This window comes from Klebsiella sp. HMSC09D12 (assembly GCF_001808475.1).
GTDB classification, from domain to species: Bacteria; Pseudomonadota; Gammaproteobacteria; order Enterobacterales; family Enterobacteriaceae; genus Klebsiella; species Klebsiella oxytoca.
In genome coordinates this window covers 19,575-41,174 of the sequence record NZ_KV793383.1, presented here as the reverse complement: position 1 = coordinate 41,174, position 21,600 = coordinate 19,575, and the positions used below count along the sequence as shown (strand labels likewise).

Below are 21,600 nucleotides of genomic sequence, written 5' to 3'. Positions count from 1 at the left end.
TCCGCGTGCTCTGGTAGTGTAAACCACGTAAAAAGAGTCGTCGTGGCCGCTTAACGCTGGTTTTTAGCGCGTCAGATCTCTATAATCTCGCGCAACCATTTTCCCCCTCGAACATTATTTAAGCCGTATTACACAGGCTGGGACACTTCACATGAGCGAAAAATACGTCGTCACCTGGGACATGTTGCAGATTCACGCCCGCAAGCTGGCAACCCGCCTGCTGCCGGTTGAACAGTGGAAAGGCATTATTGCCGTTAGCCGCGGCGGTCTGGTACCGGGAGCACTACTGGCGCGTGAACTGGGTATTCGTCATGTTGACACCGTTTGCATCTCAAGCTACGACCACGATAACCAGCGTGAGCTGACGGTTCTGAAACGTGCAGAAGGCGACGGCGAAGGCTTCATCGTTATCGATGACCTGGTCGATACCGGCGGTACCGCCGTTGCTATCCGCGAAATGTATCCTAAAGCGCATTTTGTCACTATTTTCGCAAAACCGGCCGGCCGTCCGCTGGTTGACGATTATGTTATTGATATTCCGCAGGATACCTGGATTGAACAGCCGTGGGATATGGGCGTGGTGTTCGTACCGCCTATCGCAGGCCGTTAATTTCCCGCATAAATGCTAATTACCACGCCCGGTTTTGCCGGGCGTGGTTTTTTTTACCCTTGCGCAGGTTACAATAGCTTCAGTGGCAACATGATGGAGGCTGCACATGTCCCAGGCTAACCTTAGCGAAACGCTGTTTAAACCCCGATTCAAACATCCGGAAACCTCTACGCTGGTGCGCCGGTTCAATACCGGAGCGCAGCAACCGATCCAGTCCGCGCTCAGCGGCAATAACGTTGATCACTGGTATCGATTGATTAATCGCCTGATGTGGATCTGGCGTGGCGTGACGCCGCAGGAAATCCTCGACGTGCAGGCGCGCATCGTCATGAGCGATGCGGAGCGAACCGATCCGGAGCTTTACGATACGGTTGTCGGCTATCGCGGCGGCAACTGGATCTTTGAATGGGCGAAACAGGCGATGGACTGGCAGCAAAAGGCCGGCCAGGAAGAGGATCTGCTCATCAGCGGCCGCCACTGGCTGCATGCGGCAAATCTGTACAGCATTGCCGCCTATCCGCACATTAAAGGCGATGAGCTGGCGGAACAGGCGCAGGTGCTGGCATACCGGGCTTACGAAGAGGCGGCTCAGCGGCTGCCCGGCAAGCTGCGCGAGCTGGAGTTTTCCATCCCTGGCGCGGCGCCGATCACCGGGTTCCTGCATATGCCGCCAGGCGAGGGGCCGTTCCCGACGGTGCTGATGTGCGGCGGCCTTGACGCGCTCCAGACCGATTATTACAACCTGTATGAGAACTATTTTGCGCCATTGGGCATCGCTATGCTGACCGTGGATATGCCTTCAATTGGTTTCTCGTCAAAATGCAAGCTGACCCAGGATACCAGTATGCTGCACCAGTATGTGCTGCAGCATCTGGCCAATGTGCCATGGGTCGATCATACCCGCGTGGCCGCCTTTGGTTTCCGTTTTGGCGCCAACATTGCCGTACGGCTGGGCTATCTGGAATCCCAGCGCCTGAAGGCGGTTGCCTGCCTGGGCCCGGTGGTGCACGGCCTGCTGGTGGATCCGCTGCATCAGGGACGGGTGCCGGAAATGTATCTTGACGTTCTGGCTTCGCGTCTGGGAATGCACGATGCTTCCGACGAAGCGCTGCGCGTGGAGCTTAACCGCTACTCCCTGAAGGTTCAGGGACTGCTGGGGCGCCGCTGCCCTACGCCGATGCTTTCGGGCTTCTGGAAAGACGATCCGTTCAGCCCGGAAGAGGAGTCGCGATTGATCACTTCATCCTCATCCGACGGCAAGCTGCTGGAGATCCCGTTCAATCCGGTTTATCGCAATTTCGATCACGCCCTGCGGCAGATCGCCCGCTGGATTAGCCATAGATTTAGTTAATATATTGCTAAATTCTATCGATTTGGTAACGTCATGGCATCACCAAAGGAGATTGCAATGACGTTACCGAGTGGACACCTAAAGAGTAAGCTGATTAAGAAATTCACGGCGCTAGGCCCTTACATCCGTGAGGAGCAATGTGAAGACAACCGCTTCTTTTTCGATTGCCTGGCAGTTTGCGTCAACGTAAAACCGGCGCCTGAAAAACGCGAGTTCTGGGGATGGTGGATGGAGATGGAAGCGCAGGCATCGCGCTTCACCTATAGCTACCAGTTTGGATTATTCGATAAAGAAGGCGACTGGCGTCCGGTCGCGATTGACGATCCTGAAGTCACCGAAAAGCTCGAAAAGACGCTGCGCGATTTTCACCAACGAGCCGAAGCGCTATTGGCAACGTTTAACCTTAAGCTGGAACCTGCTGATGATTTTAGCGAGCCGGTTAAGCTGAGAGCCTAAGAGTCAACCTTCTGTTGCCATCCGGCTAGCAATAAAACCCGCGTTTCTACCAGCGTGGGTTTTGTCCCCAGGCAAACCCACACTAATTGCCGTTTAATACCCGATAGGGTTGACCGACGGCAATCATGCCTGCGGCCAGATCTTTGGTCACTACCGTGCCTGCCCCGACTTTGACGTTATCGCCTAGCGTGACCGCGCCGATCACCACGGCGTGGGCGCCAAATTCTACGTTATCGCCGATTCGCGGGCTGTTGCCTTCCTGACCCTGGCTATCGGTCACGCTGCCAATAGTGACCCCCTGGCGCAGAGTACAATTTTGGCCGATGATCGTTCCCCGATTAATAACGATGCAGTGCGGATGAAACAGCTTCAGCCCATATCCAATGCGCGCTCGCCACGGCAGCTCAATGCAAAATAAACACTCGTTAATCACGATATTGAGAATAACGAACGGAATTGCGCAGATCTTCCACAGCGGGTTACGACTGCGGTAGAGCGTTGCCAGACGATAGAGCAGAAGCGCGATTTTCGCTTTAATGCCGCCGCAGGATTTGATTTCCCGGCCGACCAGCCTGATAGCCTCAAACATGGTTATTCCTTAAGGTTAAACGAAGCCAGTGAATACCATCCGTCACCGGTTTGACCTTCGTTAGCTAGTTGTATACGCGGTAGATTTTGATGGTTGGTCAGCGCCGCTTCCAGGCGGTACTGGCCGTCAGGCAGGCCCGCAGGCAGCGGCAGCGTGACGTTGCTTTGATGGTCGCCGGGCAGCCACTGGCGAACATCGTCCGACGTACGGACTTGCGTCATCGTCGTACCCGCATCATTCACTATTCGCCACTGTACAAGCCACGGGAGATAGGCTGGAGCGACGCCGTCGTTACGCCAGGTAACATTCAGCGTAAGCGGAGTGCCGCTACGCACGGGCGTATCAAATTCCAGCCGGCTCACCCGGTAGCGATAGCCGATACGCAATAATGCGTTATCAACGATATCGCGATAGGCGGCCGGTACCGGACGCGATTTCAGATTCAGGGTACTGGCGTGCTGCGCTAATGCCCAGTCAAAGCTGGCCTGAACCTCCTCGCGGGTATAGTGCTGAACGCTTTCCCACTCCGCCATATAACCGCAAATTTCAAGACTAACGGGAGCGTGCTGCCAGCCAGTGTTAAAACCGGCCCACGCCGTCTGCGCTGCGGCCAGGCGTTGAGGATAGTCATCGCGCATATGGCTCCACTCCGGGGAAAAGTTATGCCAGTCTCCCCAGCAGTCCGCGCGCCATCCGGCGCCCTTTTGGCTGGCCCAGGCCAGCGAGTCGCCGCCGCTGATTAACATAATTTTGGGCGTTTTCGGGAAACTGCTGAAGTGCATATCAACGTAGCGATTGAGCTGTTGCGGAGTGTACTTTTCCATCAACGGCGCGACGTCAGGGAAATTGGAGTTATGCCATTCGCCCCAGGAACCCACCATGCCGATATCGACAAACGCCAGTTCAGGATTGCCGTCATAACGCGCGCCGAGGGCGTTAAGCAGCTTTTGCGCATAGGCGATAAAAGTCGGATCGTTGAGATCCGGGACAAAGGTTTTGCCATTTTCGACCCATTGTCCCTGAATGCCTTTGGCGATAAGCCAGGCGGGGATTTTCGAGCCTGATTGTGGCTCATCGAGCGCCATGAAACGTAATCCGACGTTCATCGCCGGCTGATGCTGGGCGGCGACGCTGAAGGCATGATCGATCGGCGCAAAATTATAGACGCCTTCTTCAGGCTCCAGATCGCTCCAGTAAAAGCGATCGTATTCAAATCCGGTGTCCGGATACTCTTTCAGAGAGGGCTTCTGACCATAACCATCGTGGAAACTGGCCACGCCGATCCCAGGATTCGTTAACAGACCGGTGAAGGCCGGCGGGGTGACAACCGTACGTTCAGCCAGTACCGCTGCAGAGGGTATGGCTCCGGCCAGCAGTAGCGCCAAAAGCAGCGCGGCGCGGCGCAGTGAAAAAGAGCTCATCGTTAATTCACTTTATCGTGGAGGTTTACAAACCACGTCCAGATACCCACGTGGAAGTTTTTAAACACATCGATACCCAGCGCAGATTTAAGCATATAGAGCGCCAGCAGCACGGCAAGAATGGCAAACAGTACGGCAAACGTAATCGCCAGGGTGGAAAATATACGCCCGAGCAGCGTGCTTTCTCGCGGAATTTTGCGCAGATCGCGACCGCATAAAAAGACTACAAAATAGCGACGATGCAGAAACGGAAAGCTATGGCGAAAGTCGATACGATGGCGCGACGCCAGGCTCGATCTCACCAGCGCCTGTTCGATACCGCGTTTCTGCTCCGGCGTTAATGAGGCTTCTGTTTCCGGGTCAAGCGCGGAATAAAAGCGCTCGATGACCAGGTCGGATGTTGATTTTGTCACGGTTGACTCTTATTCGTTAATCGCTGATAGACCTGAGCCGTTTTCGCTGCAATGTCCGGCCAGCGGTATTTGGGCATTAACTGGCTGTAATCCACGGTCTCCTCGCCGCTCCAGGACTGCAACTTTTGCGCCAGCGCGGCGACATCACCTGCCGGGAAATAGTCCCCGGCAGGCAGGCCAATCTCCAGGTTAGCGGGGATATCGCTGACGATAACCGGCAGTGACCAGGACATGGCCTCCAGCAGGGCAATAGGCAGCCCTTCATGGTAAGACGGTAGAACAAAAAGCCCGGCCTGTGAGAACAGGGTATGCAACGGATCGCCGCTAATAAAACCGGTCATAATCACCCCCGGGGTAGCGGCCGCCTGTTTCTTCAGCCGCTCGCTATACTCATCCGGATGATCGGCATCGCCAATCAGCACCAGCGGCTGCGAGCAGTTGGCGGCTTTGTGGGCGGCAATCAGATCGTGCAGCCCTTTTTCTTCAACAAAGCGGGCGACGGCGACAACGTATTGCCCGGCTTTGAGAGAGTACTGATCCAACGTGGCCTGCCGGGCCTCTTCGGCGGGAAGCTGCGACTGGCGCACGCCGTTATAGATCACGTTCGCGTTATAACGACCATGTTTGGTCTGAATCAACGTATTAATCACTTCCGAGATAACAATGACCTCGTTGGCATATTTCACCGCCCATTTTTCACCGAGGCGCAGCATCTCCTTCGCCATTTTCCCCCACTTCTGCCGGTCATAGTCCGGGCCGTGGTGGGTAAAAACGACGCGTTTGCCGAGCAGGCGCAGCAGCGGGACCACCAGGCCAGGCCCGACCGCGTGAACGTGCACGACATTTGAACCGTCGAACAGGGTACTGAAGGCGGCCAGCGTAGAGTGAATAATGGCTTCGAACTTGCGGCTTTTGGGCGCCCACAGGCTTTTCAGCTGTACGCCTTTATATTCTCTACGGCGGTAGTCGACGTACGGCGAGCGGGCAATGACGCAGATATCAGCATGATTCTGTTGATAGATTTCGGGATACAAATTCTGGCAATGGGTCTCCACGCCGCCCTGGACGTTCGGTATACCGCGGGTGCCGAGCACCGTCACTTTAAGCTTCATTTCGCTTCCCCCACAAGCTGCTGATAGAGTTCCTGCAGAACCTGCATATGCCGGGCGAGATCGTATTTATCCTCTAACCGCTGGCGTGCGTTAATGCCCATTTCACGCGCCTGCTGAGGATTGGCGGCCAGGCTATCCATGATGCGCGCCAGCGCGTCGGCATCTCCTGGTTCCACCAGATAGCCATCAATGCCATCGCGAATTTGCTCCGGAATACCGCCGATATTGCCGCCGACGACGGGGCGGCCGAACGCCATCGCCTCCAGCACCGACATCGAGCAGTTTTCATAATATTCGGAAGGGACGATCACCGCTCGCGCGCCGCGAATCAGCGCGTTGAGCGCTTCTCCATGGCGCATATAGCCGAGAAATTCCGGACCGCTAAAGCGGGCGCGCAGGTCGCTGCCGAGAGGGCCATCGCCGACGATTTTCAGCGGCATGGACTGCTGCATTTTTTGCTGCGCCAGCGCCAGGGTAGCCACGCCTTTCTCACGGCTCAAGCGGCCGATATAGAGGAAATAATCCCCCGCAGTATCGCCCGGGACCGTGGTGCTGGCATCAATACCGTTGACGATCACATCGATCCGCGACCTGGGTAATTTACGCAGCAGCGTCTGACGCATAAATTCGCTGGGAGCGATAATGCAATCGAGCATGGCGTAATTTTGCGCGAACTTTTGCCAGTAGGCCTCAAGCGAGAGCAGCAGGCTTTTAAAGGTGTCTCCCTGCTGGCAGCGATGGCGAAAGGCATTGCTCACCGAACCGGTAAGACAGTCATCGCAGACGTGGCCATCGCGCAGCATAGTGTAAGATGGACAAACGATTTTATAATCGTGCGCCGTCAGTACCGTTTTGCAGCCAAAGCGTTTAGCGACGCCAATCAATGCGGGCGTCAGCTGATGATAGATATTGTGAAAGTGCACAATATCCGGGCGCTGTTCCAGCAGCAGCGTATTGAGTTTATTGCAGGCCTCGGCGTTGTAGATAAAATCGATACCCGCTTTGAGCTTACCCGTCAGGCCGTGGCTTTGATGATAATCTACGTTATGTACGAAGAAATTCTCCCAGGGCGAAGGCTTATTTTCCGCATGCTGCATGCTGAAGTCGACAACCTGATAGCCGGCTTGCAGCATGGCGTCTCGTTCCTGAAAAAAAACGGTTTCCGCTCCGCCCTTAATAAAGAAGAATTTATTAACGAATAATATTTTCATGTTCTGTCTGGATATGTTTTGGGTTAGAGACGGTCACGGCGGGCTGTTTCAGCGGATCGCGAACGGGGTTAATGACGCCTCGCACCATGCCTGCGGAAAATAACGATAAGTTGATCACGCTCTGGACGCCGTCGCGCAGCGATTTATTTTTAATCGCCTTCAGCGCGATAAACGCCAGCAGCGGAAGCAGGGCGATGATAATCACCCCGGGATTGAACGTCAGCAGGCAAATAATCAATATCAGGATATACAGCGTGAATATCAGTTCGTTGCGAACAATCTTAAGCGCGGCGGGGAAATGCTTTTTTCCCCAGCAGTTGCGTAATAGTTCACCCGGCGCCCATAAAAAGCCGTTCTTCCAGCGATAGGCCAGCATTTTGAAGGTCGGCATGGTATAGGATGCATGGCTAAAATAGGGTGCGGCAAGACGATGGAGCTTATAGCCCGCGGCCTGCAAACGGATCCCCAGTTCAGCTTCTTCATAACCGTGAAGGTTCAGATTAGTCAGATAGCCTATTTTCTCGATTGCTGAACGGCGATAGAGTCCGCCGCCGCCAAGATGATCGGTATCGCCCTGCGGATAGATAAGATGCAGACGCTGCTTGCGCGATTTAAACTCATAGTTAGCGGCGTCATCCATCTCGACGCTGCCCGCCACGCCCGCATACTCGGGATGCGTTTCGAGAAAAGCCACAGCGGTGTCGAGAAAACCCGGCTCCAGCTCCATATCGCCATCCAGCAGCAGCAGGTAATCCCCTTCGCTGAACAACCAGCCCAGCTGATGACCCACGCCGCAGCAGCGATCTTTCGCGTTATCGAGGCAGACCACCATCGCGTCTTTGGCGACGGCCAGCTCCCGGGTATTGTCGGTGGACAGGCTATCGGCGACGATAATTTGATGCGGATAAGGCTGCAATTGCTTGCGGACGCTGTCGATCGTTTTTTCAATACCCTGCGCTTCGTTGAGGGTTTTAATGCTGACGGTAATTGATGGCGTTTTATTCATATTGGGTACCGGAATTCAGACGGACAGAACGATGAATGACAATAAGCGCCCCGAGGGCCAGCCATAATAAAAACTGTAGCATGGGAATGATCATCAGGATCTGGCTGTAGGGAAGACTGAGCAAACAGCCAATGGCAAAGACGTAAAATGCAGGCGCGGAGCTGAGCAGCTGTAAATCTTCACGTTTAAGATCGTAGCGGGAAAAGGTCTCTTTCGGCCGCATACCGACGAGAATAGAAGCAATCATGGCGATAAATAAGATCACCCCGATAATACCGACTTCCCACAGCAGCATGCTCAGCGCGGTGGAATCGAGAATAAGGTGATACCAGGCGCCAATATAGCCGGGGGAGACGGTACTGCCGCTGTTGGTGGCGTTCAGACCGTAACCAAACAGCATTCCGCCGGGGCCAAAAAGTTCGTTATGCTGGAGCCAGAAGAAAATAGTGGTAAATCGGCCGAGCTCGCCGCTTTCCATAATGTAGTTGGTATCAAAGATATAGCCGAGGGAATCGATAAATACCGAGAGCGCGCTTTTTGTCGGATCTCCGCCGAAGGCCGACGAGTAGTTGGACGCCAGAATAGTGATAGCGGCAAAAATTAATACCACCATGCCGGCGGCGATAATCATCAATGAGCGCAGGGTGACTTTACTGATACCGCTAACGTAAGCGGGCATGATCCACAGCAGCGCCAGTAAGAACGGCGACAGCAGAATCACGAATTTTACCTCGCCGACCACGCAGAGGAAAAAGGCCAGCACGATATGCGTCGCCATCGACTTGAACGAGCAGATACCGTGCTTAAATTCGGACACCTTCAGCAGCATAATCAGCAGGCAGAACATCCCCATTGCTGCGGTATTGCCGCCGCCCATCGGGTCGCCGCCAAACGTGCCGACCACCGAATCCCACTTTTCATCCTCACCGCGTAGCGCCACGCGTTTTGGCACCACTACCAGCACCTGATAGATAGCCAGCGGGAACTGGACGTAGAATAGCCAGTAAAAAAGCTGTGTCAGGCGATGCAGCTGCGACTCGCGAAACATGCCGAGCAGCATGCAAAACATCACCAGCGACAGAGCCAGTTCGTTTTTAAAGCCGACGATAGCGGTGACGATGCCGGATTGTAAAACCGTGGCGCAGAGGCTGAGGATGATAAAAGTCAGGTACAGCGCCAGCACCACCTTCTCACGCGCGCTAAGCGCCAGCGGCTGCGCCCGGCTTTGCATCATCAGCAGAATCACCATCACCAGCACCATGAAAAAAGGAAGCCACAGTACGGCTGCCACGCCGGTGAAATACTGAATCGTGCCGCAGAAGACGATGGTCGTCAGCGCGAATGCTTCCAGATAGCGGCCGGTATTTAGCTGCATATTTTCTGCTCCTGCCGGGAGAGCTGTAGCGCCCGTTTGTTCATTTTCAGCAGGATGAACAGATAGCGAATGCTGGTCAGAAGAGAGAACGTCAGCAGGGCTATCTCATAGCTCTGGCCCAACTTAGGCAGAACGACAAAAGCGACGGCGATGATTAGCAACTGCTCTATCTGAATACGTAAAAAATAGCGTTTAGAACCAAAGATAAGCTCAATAACGGTCAGCGGACTGACGGCCAGCGCGGCGAACAGATAGGGCAACATATAGCGTGAGGTCGGAATGGAATTGAGCCACTCCTGGCTAAAGCCGAGGCGCATAACCAGCGGATAGAAAATCCAGATCCCAAGGATACAGATCAGCGCCGCGGCCATCAGCAGCAGGCGAATCTTTTTGTACTCCGGATAGTTAAAGGTGCGGTTGCGAAAATCCATCGACCATTTTGAAAAGATGGAGTTGCGCACCGCGTTACCGACAATCATCACCGGAGATAAACAGAAGCGGCTTACCACCGAGAAATAGCCCGCGACCAGCGGTGAAAACCAGACATTTATCAACATCGTCGGCAGGTTATTGCTGGCCATCGCCAGCACTTCCGCGCTGCCGACGCGACTGAGATGCTGCCAGTGCTGACGCGCAAAAAGAGCGTTCGCGCGCGGAGAAAAATGCGCTGGCGTCAGGGTACTGAAGCGGAACAAGCGCAGCAGACAGAGGCTGAGCAGCAGCAAAATACCGGCCATCCAGGCGATATAGAACAGCGTGGTATTCGGCATCGCCAGCAGGGCTATCGCTACGACCAGCGACACGGCGATGCGCTGAAAGGTCAGAAACTGATAGTTGCCGCCGCGCAGCGAGAGGTTCTCGGCAATCAAAACCAGCGCATAGCCGAAGGTGAGCAGATAGAGAAACGCAATATTGAGATGGAAAATCAGCCCGGTGATGACCGCCCAGGGCAGCGCCAGAATCAGGCTTTGTAGCAGGCAAAACACTACGTTCTGCCCCAGCTCATGCTCCTCCTGGCGCGGGATAAGCAGCTGCGACGCAAAGGTGCAAACCTGAGCGCCAATCAGCACGTTGCTGTAGATCATCGCATAGTGTCCGACTTCCGCCATGCCGTAGCGATGGGAAATCAGCCACACGGAAAATGCGCCGATCGCCTGCGAAAGAACCGAGGAGCTGGCGATTGAAGAAATACTCTTAATTAAATTCATAATCGCTACTTCGGTGAAATCAGTTCGCCCATGCCGCGCTCGGGCAGGCGTTTGCCTTCCTGAGTCTCCAGATTCTCTTCTTGAACCCGGTTAAGCATGGTGGCGACTGGCGTAGGCGCGGCGGTTTGCAGACGATTCTGCGCGTCGCGAATGCGCGACGCCTGCTCGCCAGCGTTGATCGCCAGCAGGGTAATATCGACGTGCGGCGCCAGCAGCAGGGCGTCCTGCGCCAGCCCGAGCGAAGGCGCATTAATAATCAGATAATCGTAGGTCTGCCGCAGCGTCGTCAGCAGCGCCGGGAGCCGCTCAGAGGTGAACAGCAGCAGCGCGGAGTCGCTCAGCTCGCCTCGCGGCATAAAATCAAGCGTGTCGGCCAGGGGGACCACCGCCTGAGGCGCGGCGCTGCGGCCATCAAGACGCTCGCTAAAGCCCGTTTTATGCTGCGGATAGCGCGCGGAGAGCCCATCGCTTGCCAGGTAGTCCACATCAATGAGCAGCGTTTTACCTGACTTAGCGGCGGACCACGCCAGCATTTCGGCAATCAGGCTGCTGCCGGCATCGGCCTGCGCCGAGGTCACCAGTATCATCCCGCCATGATTATTCTGACCGAGCAGCGCCAGGCGCAGGCTGTGGATCATGTCGGCATACAGCAGGTTCTGGAACGTCAGCTTCGCGCTGTTCGCCTGAGGCAATTGCGGGAATTCACCGCTGGCATCAAGGCCCGTTTTAGCTTTAAGTTCGCTGATGCTGTTGACCGTTTTATCCAGCGCGGTGCTGACAATCAGGTACATAATGTACAGCGCCAGCGCCATCAGGGTCGCCATCACGATAAGCAGACCGCGCTGCGGTTTAGACGGTTGATTTGGCGGCACGGCGGCATCGTAGATCACTTCATCAGGAACCGAAAAGCTCTCGGAGAGCTTCTGCTCGTTCGCCCGCTGATACAGCGATTTATACAGCTCTTCGGTTTTGTTCAGCGCGGTCATCATGGTGTTGTATTTATCGCGCTTAGCGCCCAGTGCCTGGAAGTCGGCTTTCTGATCGTTGAGCATCTGCTGATAGTGCTGCTCATCGTCCAGCGCAATCTGATACTGCTGACGTAACCCATTGAGCAGTTCACCCAGCACCTGGCCTATTTGTCCGTTAACGACCTGCAGCTGGGCCTGAGCCTGGAGGTATTTCGGATGCTTAGGGCCATAGTGTTTTGCCGCTTCCGATAAGTTACGTCGCGTCTGGATCAGCGCGATCCGCAGATCCTGAATCTGCGGATGACCGGAAATTTCCGGCAGTGAGATGATCGCTTCCGGCGCTTTTCCCTGCTGGCGGCGCACTTTGTCCCATACCGTTTGCGCTTTCAAACGGCGCTGGGTCGCGTCAGCCAGATGGTTAATCACGATCCCCAGGCGCTCGGTTTCGTAGCCATCCATGCTGCGAAAAGTCAGCAGACCGTTCTGTTTGAGAAAATCATCGATATCGGCTTTCTGGCGATCGAGTTTATTGCGCAGATCGTCCATCATTTTTTCGTTCCAGCCCTGGGCCTGAAGTAATATTTTCTGCTTCTGCGCCAGGCTGTAATCGATAAAGGCCTGCGCCACGCCGTTGGCAATATCGGCGGCTTTTTGCGGCGATTTCGCCTCCATCGAAACGGATACCAGCTGCGTGGTGCGCACGCCGGAGATGGTCAGGTTTTTTTGCAGGGCGCGCACGGCATTATTGACGCGCGCGGCCTCATCAAGCTTATCCCCGCCGTTAAATTCCGGGTCCTGATCCAGCTTTAGCGCTTTCACTGCGGCTTCCAGTACCACGCGGGAGCCCATCAGCGCGTATTTGGTTTCATAGTAATCGCTGCGGGTGGAATCGTAGTTTTCCAGCCGCGGCAGGGGGGTTACATCCTGCGACTGCGCTTTAAACAGCACCGTTGCGGTTGCCGTATAGCTGGATGACATAAAGCGCGTCAGGATCCACGACGCCGCCGCAGCCACCACGACCACCACCAGGCACCAAATCAGCTTGTGCTTGATTTTGTTGAAATAAGGCGTGAAGTCGATAAAGCCTTCTTTCTTCTTTCCATTTTCAACTAATGAAATAGCCATATCAGAAGAAACTCATGCCAATGATGATGGTATCTCCGGCCTGTACGGCGGAGTCGGCGGCGACGTTTTCCAGCAGTTTACCGCTGCGAAACTGGCGAATGCGGATGTCATGGCGATCGGCGCGGTCGGTGAACCCTCCAGCCAGCGCAATGGCTTTTTCCGCCGTTAAGCCGGGCTCCCAGGCGTAGCCGTCCGGTTTTTTGACTTCGCCTAACAGATAAATTTTACGGTATTCGGCAATACTCACGGTCACCATTGGCGCCTGCAGATAGTTACCGCGCAGCTTATCGGCAATTTCATTGCTGACCTGTTCGGGCGTTTTTCCTTTCAGCATCAGGGAGCCTATATAAGGATAATCAACGCTGCCGCTATTATCGATTTTTACGCGCATAGTGAGATCCTGCTCGCCGGAAACCGCGATATTGATCTCATCCCCCTGGTCCAGATGATAAACGGCATCCGGCGGCGTTCGGATCGTCTGCGGTGGCGCCGAACAGCCCGCCAGCCATAGCGCCAGAAGAGAAATCGCCGCCCGTTTTCCATAGCTAAGGATCATATTTGTACCTGCGTCATAAAAATAATGGCCGAGTCGTTGTAGCCCAGCGTGCGCTCGACCTCATGGTCATAGTCTGGCCCAATATAAAAGGCATCTTTTTCTTTATTCGAATGCATCGTGTTCCATTGCAGCTTCAGCTGAAAATTAACGGATGGTCGATAGTCGTAGTTGAAGGTCAGCGATACGAGGTTTGATCGATCTTTACGTCCGTTGGTCTGGTGCTTGTAATCCTCTGTAATATAAGAGTAATCAACCAGGGTGGAGAATCTGTCGACCAGCCAGTGGTGCTCGTAGCCCAGGCCAAAATTGGATACCAGAATATAGCCGCCGGAGTCGGTGGGATCTTTTATCCGCTGTGAACTGTGTAAGTTGAGTTTTATCTGTTCAAGCGGTTTCCAGTCGGCATTAATATCCCAGTTCAGGCCGTTGAACCCCTGTGAGTCGGGGTTATGGATAAAATCTTTATACAGCCATGCGACGTTGCCGTTGATCTCGGTCTTGCCGGAAAGGCGGTTTTTCATACCCATCAGCAGATAGTATTCATTACTGTCCTTTAACGGGTTGAGCTCATAGCGACGCTGGTTGGTAATAAAACTGTAGCGGTAGCGCAGCGTTTTGGCTTTTTGATCAAAAAGCTCGGCGACCAGGCTGTTTTCATGCCACTCCTGATCGTGCATGTAGTAATGGAAGTCGGCGCTGGCGTCCTCAATGCTGTCAAGATTGCGAAAGCGCAGCTGTTTATGCATCAGCGCAACTTCTGCTTTGCCGCGCCCTTCCGGCGCCCCGTAGCTATAGCGTAGTTCACTGTTAAAGAAGCGCGTGGCGATGGGCTTGTTAATGCCAAACTCTTTGAACTGCTCGGGCAGAAACCCCTCGGTGGTATCGCGGCCGCGCTCTTCATGGCCGAACGTTTCATCAAGATCCAATGACAGGCCATGCATACTGCCGAAGCGCCACTTGCCGTTAAACATAAAAAAATGATTATCACGGTTATCAGCGCTATCGCTGGCGTAGCGGCGGTAATCGCCCGAGTACATCAGTAAATAGCGGTCTTCATAGCGCTCGCCGATCGCTTTAAAAATCGGCTTAATACCCTGCCAGGAGGAAGCAATTTCGTTGCCGCCGTAGCGTTGCCAGGTCACGTTGTCATTGTAACCGACGTCATAACCCACCTGGCTCTCGAAATCGATGCCAGCCACGCCGGTATGTGGTTTTGCCTGCAGGTCCGCCCATGCGCAAGGTATCGCCAGCAGACCCGCGAGGAAAGTGAGTTCAGAACGCATTTTTGCCCACAAATCCGCGGAAAAACGTTAAAAATACGATTTTGATATCCAGCAGCAGCGACCACGACTGAATATATTCCAGATCGTACTGAATGCGTTTTTCCATTTTATCAATCGTGTCAGTTTCGCCGCGAAAGCCGTGAATTTGCGCCAGCCCGGTAATGCCGGGCTTCACTTTATGGCGAATCATGTAGTTTTCCACCAGCACGCGATATTGCTCATTGTGCGCGACCGCGTGCGGGCGGGGACCCACTATCGACATGGTTCCCTGCAGCACGTTAAAAAACTGCGGCAGTTCATCAAGCGATGTTTTGCGTAGAAAGGCGCCGAAGCGGGTAATACGCGGATCGTTACGCGTGGCCTGGGTGACGACCGCGCTGTTTTCCATCACGCGCATGGTTCTGAACTTCCATACCGCGATCTGCTTACCGTTCAGACCATAACGACTTTGTTTAAACAGCACCGGGCCTGGCGACGTCAGCTTGATGCCGATGGCCACCGCGAGCATTACCGGCAGGCTGACGAGGGTGAACAAGGGGCCGAGAAGAATATCTTCGATACGCTTGAGCACCGCGCCTTCGCCTTCAAACGGCGACGTAAAAATGCTGATGGTCTGGATATTGCCAAACATCCGCAGCTGCGAAATATGTGAGCTATAGGAAAACAGGTCCGGTACCAGAAACACATCTACGGTGGTATCGGAAAATTCGTTTAAGAACTGGCGAATGCGCTGCTGGGCGACCATCGGCAGGGCGATATAGACTTCATCTATCTCGCCTGCTTTTGCCAGCGCCAGCAGGTCGCGCGAGTTGCCTTTTTTCTCAATGCTGAGCAGGCGGCTGTCGCGCTGTACGGCGCGGTCCTCAAAGAAGGTAATTTCAATACCGTTATGGGTATACTCCTTAAACAGCGCCTGCTCAATGGCCAACCCGGCTGGCGTAATACCTAAAATAGCCACCTTGAGTCTGGATTTGAAAAAATAGCGGCTGGAGATAATACGAATAAGAAACATACTAATGAATATGGCCAGCGAGCATAGTGCAATCACTTCAGCCAGCAGCAGCGCGTTCGTACTGGCATGATTGTTCATTAATAGTTCAGCAATCACAAACAATAAAAACGTCAGCAGTCCGCTAATACAGACGCTAAAAAAAAGCTTCGTTAATTTTTTAAAATACTGACCTTTAAACTGGCCTGAATATAACTGAAAGTGCTCGTTGGCCCGGATAAAAATCAGGGAATATATTATTCCGAGGAACAGAGAGGCCGTCGATGGTTCGACGAGAAAGTATTTTAAATAAGCAAAAATGAACAGGTTAACGGCAAAAAAAATCCAGTAGCTTCATTAGCTTACTGTAGCGGGCGTTATAAATTTTAATTGTGCTATCCGTCATCTTTTTGCTCGTTTTATAGTCAATAAAATGATGTCATATCCCGCTGAAAAGCAAAATTTATCTCTATGAATCTATTAAGAAATTAAGCTTCAGACCGGCGTTGATTATTGTAGCCTACGATTAATCCTATGTCGAACCTGCCCGGAATGGATGATTGATAACTTTTTTATAGCCAACGCCCTTTTTCGCATTGTTATTAAGCATAATGAATGGCGCTGAGACGGGCAGGATATCGGGATGTCCTCATGAACCCAGCCGCGAAACGTATTTCCAGCTATTACCGAGGGAAATGACCGCTAAATAAGCTGCGCCAGCAGAAGCTGGCGCGAGGGTAGATTAAATCCCAATACACATGTATTTGATTTCTAAGTAATCCTCTATGCCATACTTCGAACCTTCGCGACCGAGGCCGGAGGATTTCACGCCGCCGAAGGGAGCCACCTCGGTGGAGATAAGGCCGGTATTAATACCGATAATGCCGTATTCCAGCGCTTCGCCAACGCGAAAGACGCGGCCCAGATCGCGGGCGTAGAAATAAGCCGCCAGGCCGAACTCGGTATCGTTGGCCTGAGCGATAACATCTGCCTCATCTTTAAAGCGGAAGAGCGGGGCGAGGGGCCCAAAGGTCTCTTCTTTCGCTACTTTCGCATCGCTGGGGACGTCCACCAGAATCGTGGGCTGAAAGAAGTTTCCGCCCAGCTCATGGGGTTTCCCGCCGGTAGCCACCCGCGCGCCTTTGTCCAGCGCATCGGCAATATGTTCCTGCACTTTGGCGATCGCTTTCTCGTCAATCAGCGGCCCGATGGTGACGTTCGGCTGCAGGCCATCGCCGATTTGCAGCTTACTGACCGCCTGCTGAAGCTTTTCGGCGAAGCGATCGTAGACGCCATCCTGAATGTACAGGCGGTTGGCGCAGACGCAGGTCTGTCCGGCGTTGCGGAACTTGGAGGCCAACGCGCCTTCGACAGCTTTATCCAGATCGGCGTCATCAAAAACGATAAACGGCGCGTTGCCGCCCAGCTCCAGCGAGACCTTCTTGATATCTTTCGCGCACTGTTCCATCAGCTGGCGACCTATTTCCGTCGAGCCGGTAAAGGAGAGTTTGCGCACCAGCGGGTTACCGGTGAGCTCGTTACCCACTTCGCTGGCCGAACCGGTCACCACGTTAAATACGCCTTCGGGGATCCCTGCGCGATTAGCGAGCTCCGCCAGCGCCAGCGCGGAGAACGGCGTCTGGCTGGCGGGCTTGAGCACCATCGTGCAGCCTGCGGCCAGAGCCGGGCCCGCCTTACGGGTGATCATTGCCGAGGGGAAATTCCACGGAGTGATAGCGGCGGTTACGCCAATCGGTTGTTTAATCACCAGCAGCCGTTTGTCGGCCTGATGACCGGGAATGGTGTCGCCGTAAATGCGTTTACCCTCTTCGGCAAACCACTCGATAAAGGAGGCGGCGTAGCCGATCTCGCCTTTTGCTTCCGCCAGCGGTTTCCCCTGCTCCAGCGTCATCAGGCGCGCTAAATCGTCCTGATGCTCCATCATCAAATCAAACCAGCGGCGCAGGATAGTGGCGCGCTCCCTGGCGGTAAGGGCGCGCCACGCGGGCAGCGCGCGAGCGGCGGCATCGATCGCCTCGCGAGTTTCCTCGGCGCCCATTTTGGGCACGCTGCCCAGCTGCTGACCGTTGGCGGGGTTAGTAACCCCGAGGGTTTCTCCGCTGCTGGCGTCGCGCCAGCGTCCGTCAATGAATGCCTGCTGGCGAAAAAGGGTAGGGTCGTTAAGTTGCATGATTGCGTCCTGTCTTAATCTGTTTTAAACCGTGGATGCGCCTGAATCAGCTGCGTCAAACACCTGTCCCTGTTTAGTGTAGACGAACACGTTCAGAGAACCGGGAGCAGTACTGGGTGATACAACAATAACCATAAATAATTTACGGTTATTTGAACTGGCAGAACGTTATTGTGCAAACAATGCTGTATTTTTTATGCTCAATTTGCGAGAAAGGAGCGCCCTATGTCACAGCAAGAACGGTTTTGTCAGGCCTGCGGAATGCCGATGTCCGCCGAGGAGGCGAAAAGCGCAAGCGACGATTACTGCGCCTGGTGCTGCGATAGCGAGGGGAAGCTTAAGTCCTGGGAGGATGCCGTTTCCGGCCTGGCTGAGTTCCTCGATTCCTGGCAGAAAGTTGGGCCTGCGGAATCGCGCAAGCGAGCGATGCGCTATTTAACGGCCATGCCCGCGTGGGCTCATAAAGCGGAAGATTAACCTGCAGCCCGGAGCAAAAACTCCGGGCTTTTTAGCGCGATCAGAACTTCCAGGAGACGCTGCCGACGATACTGCGCTCTGCGCCAAAGTAGCAGTAAGAGAGCGAGTTACAGGCGGCAACGTAGCTCTTATCGGTCAGATTATTGACGTTCAGCTGCGCGCTAAGGCCTTTAATCCCGACCTGCGACAGGTCATAGCCAATCGTCATATCCACCAGCGTATAGGATGGAAGGGTATGCGTATTCAAGCGGTCGCTGGTAATACCGTTGACGTAACGCACGCCGGAACCCAGCGTCAGACCATCCAGCGGGCCGCTTTTCACATCATAGCTCAGCCAGGCGCTGGCCTGATTGCGCGGCGCGTAAACGGCGCGCTTGCCTTGCTCTTCCGGGCTGCTTTTCTTATAGCGGATGTCGGTGTAGGTATAGGCCGCCTGCAGACGGAGGCTGTCGGTTAGCTGACTGATGGCCTCCAGCTCCACCCCTTTCGACTCAATTTCGCCAATCGAGCGGTACGGATCGGTCGGCTCTTCTTTGGTGGCGATATTGGTCTGATTGATGCGGAATACCGAGGCGCTGAACTGGCTGTTCATTCCTTCTGGCTCATACTTCAGCCCGGCTTCCCACTGCTTGCCTTTCATCGGATCGAGCACGTTGCCGTTTTCGTCGGCGAAGCTGGTGGGCGTAAAGGCGGTAGAGTAGCTGATGTACGGGGCAAACCCGTTGTCGAACAGATACAGCAGGGCGGCACGGGTGCTGAAATTGTTCTTATCCAGATCGCTGCGCGTTTGATTCAGCTTATCGATATTCGACACGCTGACCTGGTCGTAGCGCCCGCCCAGGGTGAAGCGCCAGCGGTCCCAGGACATCTGGTCCTGAAGATAGTAGCCGGTCTGGCGCAGCTTGTGTTTTTCACGGCTGTACATGGTGATGTAATCCGGCTTCGCGCCGTAGACCGGATTAAACGCGTCGATGGCCGGGAATGCGCCATAGTAGCCGGTGGTGTTGTTGCTGCGATCCTGATAGTCAATGCCTATCAGCAGGCGATGGTTCACGGCCCAGGTATCGACGCTGCCGTCGAGCTGGTTATCGAGAGTGATGGCGTTCATCTTTTCGTCCGAGCCGGAGTAACCGCGGTTCAGTTCGGTTTCGTTCAGCCAGCCCGCGGCATAGACCTGATTCAGCTCGACTTTGGTATGCAGGTAGCGCAGCTTCTGCCGCACCGACCAGCCGTTATCAAACATATGCTCGAAATTGTAGCCGACCATATTTTCACGGCGGTCGTACTTGTCGTAATCATCTTCACCTTCGAAGAAGGTGTTAGCAATTTTCTTGCCGTAGTGCGGTACCACGGTACCTTCATAGGGGAGACCCGAGTGGCTGCCGCCCTCCGGATCGCGATGCAGATAGGCCATTAAATCAAGGCGCGTCTGGTCGGTGATGCGCCAGGTCAGGCTGGGCATAATCGCGTAGCGCTGCTCTTTCAAGGTATCAAACTGGGAGTCCGCATAGCGGGTCATGCCGCTTAATCGCGCCGCCACCCGATCGTTATCGTCCAGCGCGCCGGTGACGTCAAACGCCGCCCCGCGCTGGTTGTTATTACCGGCAAACAGCTTGATTTCCCCTCCGGGATCGAAAGAGGGCTTACGCGAGGTGAGGGCGACGATGCCGCCGGGCGAAGAGCGACCATACAGCACCGAGGCCGGGCCGCGCACCACTTCGATATTCTCCAGGAACCACGGATCGACCACCAGTGAGCTATGGGAGTTGGTATCGCCCATCATTTTCAGGCCGTCAAGATAGACGTTATCCAGGCTGCCATCGGAGAAGCCGCGCAGGACGATATAGTCAAAGCGGTTGGAAGCGCCAATCTGGTTGCTATAAACACCGGGGGTGTAGCTCACGGCCTGACGGACGCTGATCGCTCCCTGCTCTTCAAACTGCTCGCGCGTGATGATGGATACCGATTGCGGGGTCTCAATATCCGGCGTGGCAATTTTGGTCGCGCCGCTTTGCATCTGCGAAGTGACGACGATGGTTTCGTTTTTTGTTGTTTCCTGGGCCAGCAGCGGGAAAGCGACGCCGCCGGTCACCCATCCTACCAGTAGCGCCAGGCGAGTTTTCGCAAACATGAACATCTCCAAAGGCATTTCTAATTGTTAATAAGAATTATTACCTTTTTGAGGCATTCTATAGCTATGCGCAATGCCAGGATGCGTATGCGCGCTGCCAAAGCGGCAAAACAGACTTCGCGAAAAGGTGAAAAATAGATTAGCCCGTCTTTTGCACGTCGCAGGGGGAGATACCGTAGCGTCGACGAAAGGCGGTAGAGAAATTGGTGGCGTGCTGATAGCCCGACATCCAGGCCGCCTGCTGCACGCTGTACCCCTCCAGCAGATAGCCTCTGGCCCGCGCCAGTCGGCAATCGCGCAGGTAATCAAAAACCGAACAGCCGTAGGTCTGGCGAAACTTACTGCGCAAGCTGCTGGAGCTCATCGCGGCCCGCTGGGCCAGCTCGTTCAGGGTGTAGTCGTTTTCCGGCGCCTGCTCCAGCAGGCGGCGAACTCTCTCCAGGCGCAGCTGCTCGCCGCCCGCCGGGAGGATCTGCTTCGCGCTTTCATCCTGGCACACGCTCAGACCATGGCCGAACAGCTGCAGGATCAGCCCCTCCAGCATCAGTTGCCGGGAAACGCGGCCCGGCGCGCTCTGCTGGGCATATTGCAGGCCGCTCAGCAGAAAACCCGGTATCTGCCAGATGAGCGTTGGCGTCTGGCATCTTTCCCATTCGCGCATTAATGAAGCAAGCAGTCCGTCGCGCCAGGCGCCGTCCGGGTAGAGTCCAAGGGAGAGCGTGCGGAGCCTGCTGTTGGCATCGTGACGGGCGCACATGACCTGATGTTCGCTAAGGCGTGAGGTGAACGCCATCCCGGAACGCACAAGGTGCTGCTCGCCGTTGAGAGTCAGGGAAACGCTGCCTTCCAGCACCACCAGCATATAGAGAGGGCTGCTATGGCGGGAGGTGGTTTCATAGGGCTGCAATACGTGGACATCTGAGTGGGTGATGCACATCCCGCAGGGCAGCGTCATCTCTTCCACTTCACCCTGCAGCACCGGGCTGGCGTGCGAGGGCTCCGGCGTTTGCAGCAGCGGAAAGCGATAGTCGATACCATAGCGTTCACCAAACGCCATAAACTCGCTGACGGAGAAGGTTCTTCTCAGCGCCTGGCGGGCCGGCTCGTTCTGCCCAGGAGTATTGTTCAT

General features: G+C 54.7%; 18 protein-coding genes and 1 pseudogene. 4 read left to right on the top strand and 15 right to left on the bottom strand.

Annotated features, from left to right (window positions below):
* Positions 1-151 precede the first annotated feature (151 nt).
* The 3 genes from gpt to crl all read left to right on the top strand — a co-directional run bounded on the left by gpt (position 152) and on the right by crl (position 2,417).
* Complete coding sequence (gpt, locus tag HMPREF3178_RS01685; protein ID WP_004099178.1) at positions 152-610, top strand: xanthine phosphoribosyltransferase; 459 nt, start codon at positions 152-154, stop codon at positions 608-610.
* A 106-nt stretch (positions 611-716) separates the two neighbouring features.
* Entirely contained in the window at positions 717-1,961 is a 1,245-nt protein-coding gene (frsA, locus tag HMPREF3178_RS01680) for an esterase FrsA (protein ID WP_004099186.1), read from the top strand.
* Between the two features lie 57 nt (positions 1,962-2,018).
* Complete coding sequence (crl, locus tag HMPREF3178_RS01675) at positions 2,019-2,417, top strand: sigma factor-binding protein Crl (RefSeq protein ID WP_004099188.1); 399 nt, start codon at positions 2,019-2,021, stop codon at positions 2,415-2,417.
* Positions 2,418-2,499: 82 nt separating this feature from the next.
* Here crl and HMPREF3178_RS01670 read toward each other — a convergent pair whose 3' ends face one another.
* From HMPREF3178_RS01670 to gabD, 13 genes and pseudogenes are all read right to left on the bottom strand, one after another.
* Entirely contained in the window at positions 2,500-3,006 is a 507-nt protein-coding gene (locus tag HMPREF3178_RS01670) for a serine acetyltransferase (protein WP_004099190.1), read from the bottom strand.
* A 2-nt stretch (positions 3,007-3,008) separates the two neighbouring features.
* Positions 3,009-4,427, bottom strand: coding sequence for a DUF4832 domain-containing protein (locus HMPREF3178_RS01665; RefSeq protein WP_017146575.1), 1,419 nt, complete (start codon positions 4,425-4,427; stop codon positions 3,009-3,011).
* Between the two features lie 2 nt (positions 4,428-4,429).
* Positions 4,430-4,840 (bottom strand): hypothetical protein, encoded by a 411-nt coding sequence (locus HMPREF3178_RS01660; protein ID WP_004110797.1) that lies wholly within the window; start codon positions 4,838-4,840, stop codon positions 4,430-4,432.
* Positions 4,837-5,952, bottom strand: a complete 1,116-nt coding sequence (locus HMPREF3178_RS01655; protein WP_017146574.1) for a glycosyltransferase family 4 protein — start codon at positions 5,950-5,952, stop codon at positions 4,837-4,839. Before HMPREF3178_RS01655 ends, HMPREF3178_RS01660 begins: the two co-directional genes overlap by 4 nt.
* The gene (locus HMPREF3178_RS01650) at positions 5,949-7,163 is read right to left on the bottom strand and encodes a glycosyltransferase family 4 protein (protein ID WP_016809607.1); all 1,215 of its coding nucleotides are present in this window, start codon (positions 7,161-7,163) and stop codon (positions 5,949-5,951) included. Before HMPREF3178_RS01650 ends, HMPREF3178_RS01655 begins: the two co-directional genes overlap by 4 nt.
* Entirely contained in the window at positions 7,144-8,169 is a 1,026-nt protein-coding gene (locus HMPREF3178_RS01645; protein WP_004099199.1) for a glycosyltransferase family 2 protein, read from the bottom strand. Before HMPREF3178_RS01645 ends, HMPREF3178_RS01650 begins: the two co-directional genes overlap by 20 nt.
* Positions 8,162-9,544, bottom strand: a complete 1,383-nt coding sequence (locus tag HMPREF3178_RS01640; RefSeq protein WP_004099201.1) for a hypothetical protein — start codon at positions 9,542-9,544, stop codon at positions 8,162-8,164. Before HMPREF3178_RS01640 ends, HMPREF3178_RS01645 begins: the two co-directional genes overlap by 8 nt.
* A complete protein-coding gene (locus tag HMPREF3178_RS01635; protein ID WP_004099203.1) occupies positions 9,535-10,752 on the bottom strand; it encodes a lipopolysaccharide biosynthesis protein in 1,218 nt (405 codons plus the stop codon). Before HMPREF3178_RS01635 ends, HMPREF3178_RS01640 begins: the two co-directional genes overlap by 10 nt.
* 5 nt (positions 10,753-10,757) lie before the next feature.
* Positions 10,758-12,845, bottom strand: coding sequence for a GumC family protein (locus HMPREF3178_RS01630; protein WP_004099205.1), 2,088 nt, complete (start codon positions 12,843-12,845; stop codon positions 10,758-10,760).
* Between the two features lies 1 nt (position 12,846).
* Positions 12,847-13,401 carry a polysaccharide biosynthesis/export family protein gene (locus HMPREF3178_RS01625; protein ID WP_017146573.1) on the bottom strand — a complete coding sequence of 185 codons (555 nt, stop codon included), beginning with the start codon at positions 13,399-13,401 and terminating at the stop codon, positions 12,847-12,849.
* Positions 13,398-14,684 (bottom strand): outer membrane beta-barrel protein, encoded by a 1,287-nt coding sequence (locus tag HMPREF3178_RS01620; protein ID WP_004099216.1) that lies wholly within the window; start codon positions 14,682-14,684, stop codon positions 13,398-13,400. The genes HMPREF3178_RS01625 and HMPREF3178_RS01620 overlap by 4 nt, the downstream gene beginning before the upstream one ends.
* Positions 14,674-16,078: pseudogene (locus HMPREF3178_RS01615) on the bottom strand (undecaprenyl-phosphate glucose phosphotransferase). The gene HMPREF3178_RS01620 and the pseudogene HMPREF3178_RS01615 overlap by 11 nt, the downstream one beginning before the upstream one ends.
* A gap of 336 nt (positions 16,079-16,414) precedes the next feature.
* Entirely contained in the window at positions 16,415-17,863 is a 1,449-nt protein-coding gene (gene gabD / locus HMPREF3178_RS01610; RefSeq protein ID WP_016809600.1) for an NADP-dependent succinate-semialdehyde dehydrogenase, read from the bottom strand.
* A 225-nt stretch (positions 17,864-18,088) separates the two neighbouring features.
* Between gabD and HMPREF3178_RS01605 the strand changes: the two genes are divergently transcribed.
* On the top strand, positions 18,089-18,340 hold the full coding sequence (locus HMPREF3178_RS01605) for a zinc ribbon domain-containing protein (protein ID WP_004099220.1): 252 nt from the start codon (positions 18,089-18,091) through the stop codon (positions 18,338-18,340).
* 40 nt (positions 18,341-18,380) lie between these two features.
* On the opposite strand, the gene foxA is transcribed toward HMPREF3178_RS01605, so the two are convergent.
* Both foxA and HMPREF3178_RS01595 read right to left on the bottom strand, forming a co-directional pair.
* Positions 18,381-20,489: a ferrioxamine B receptor FoxA gene (foxA, locus tag HMPREF3178_RS01600; RefSeq protein ID WP_016809599.1), complete on the bottom strand. Its 2,109-nt coding sequence runs from the start codon at positions 20,487-20,489 to the stop codon at positions 18,381-18,383.
* A gap of 121 nt (positions 20,490-20,610) precedes the next feature.
* Positions 20,611-21,600 (bottom strand): helix-turn-helix transcriptional regulator, encoded by a 990-nt coding sequence (locus HMPREF3178_RS01595; protein WP_017146570.1) that lies wholly within the window; start codon positions 21,598-21,600, stop codon positions 20,611-20,613.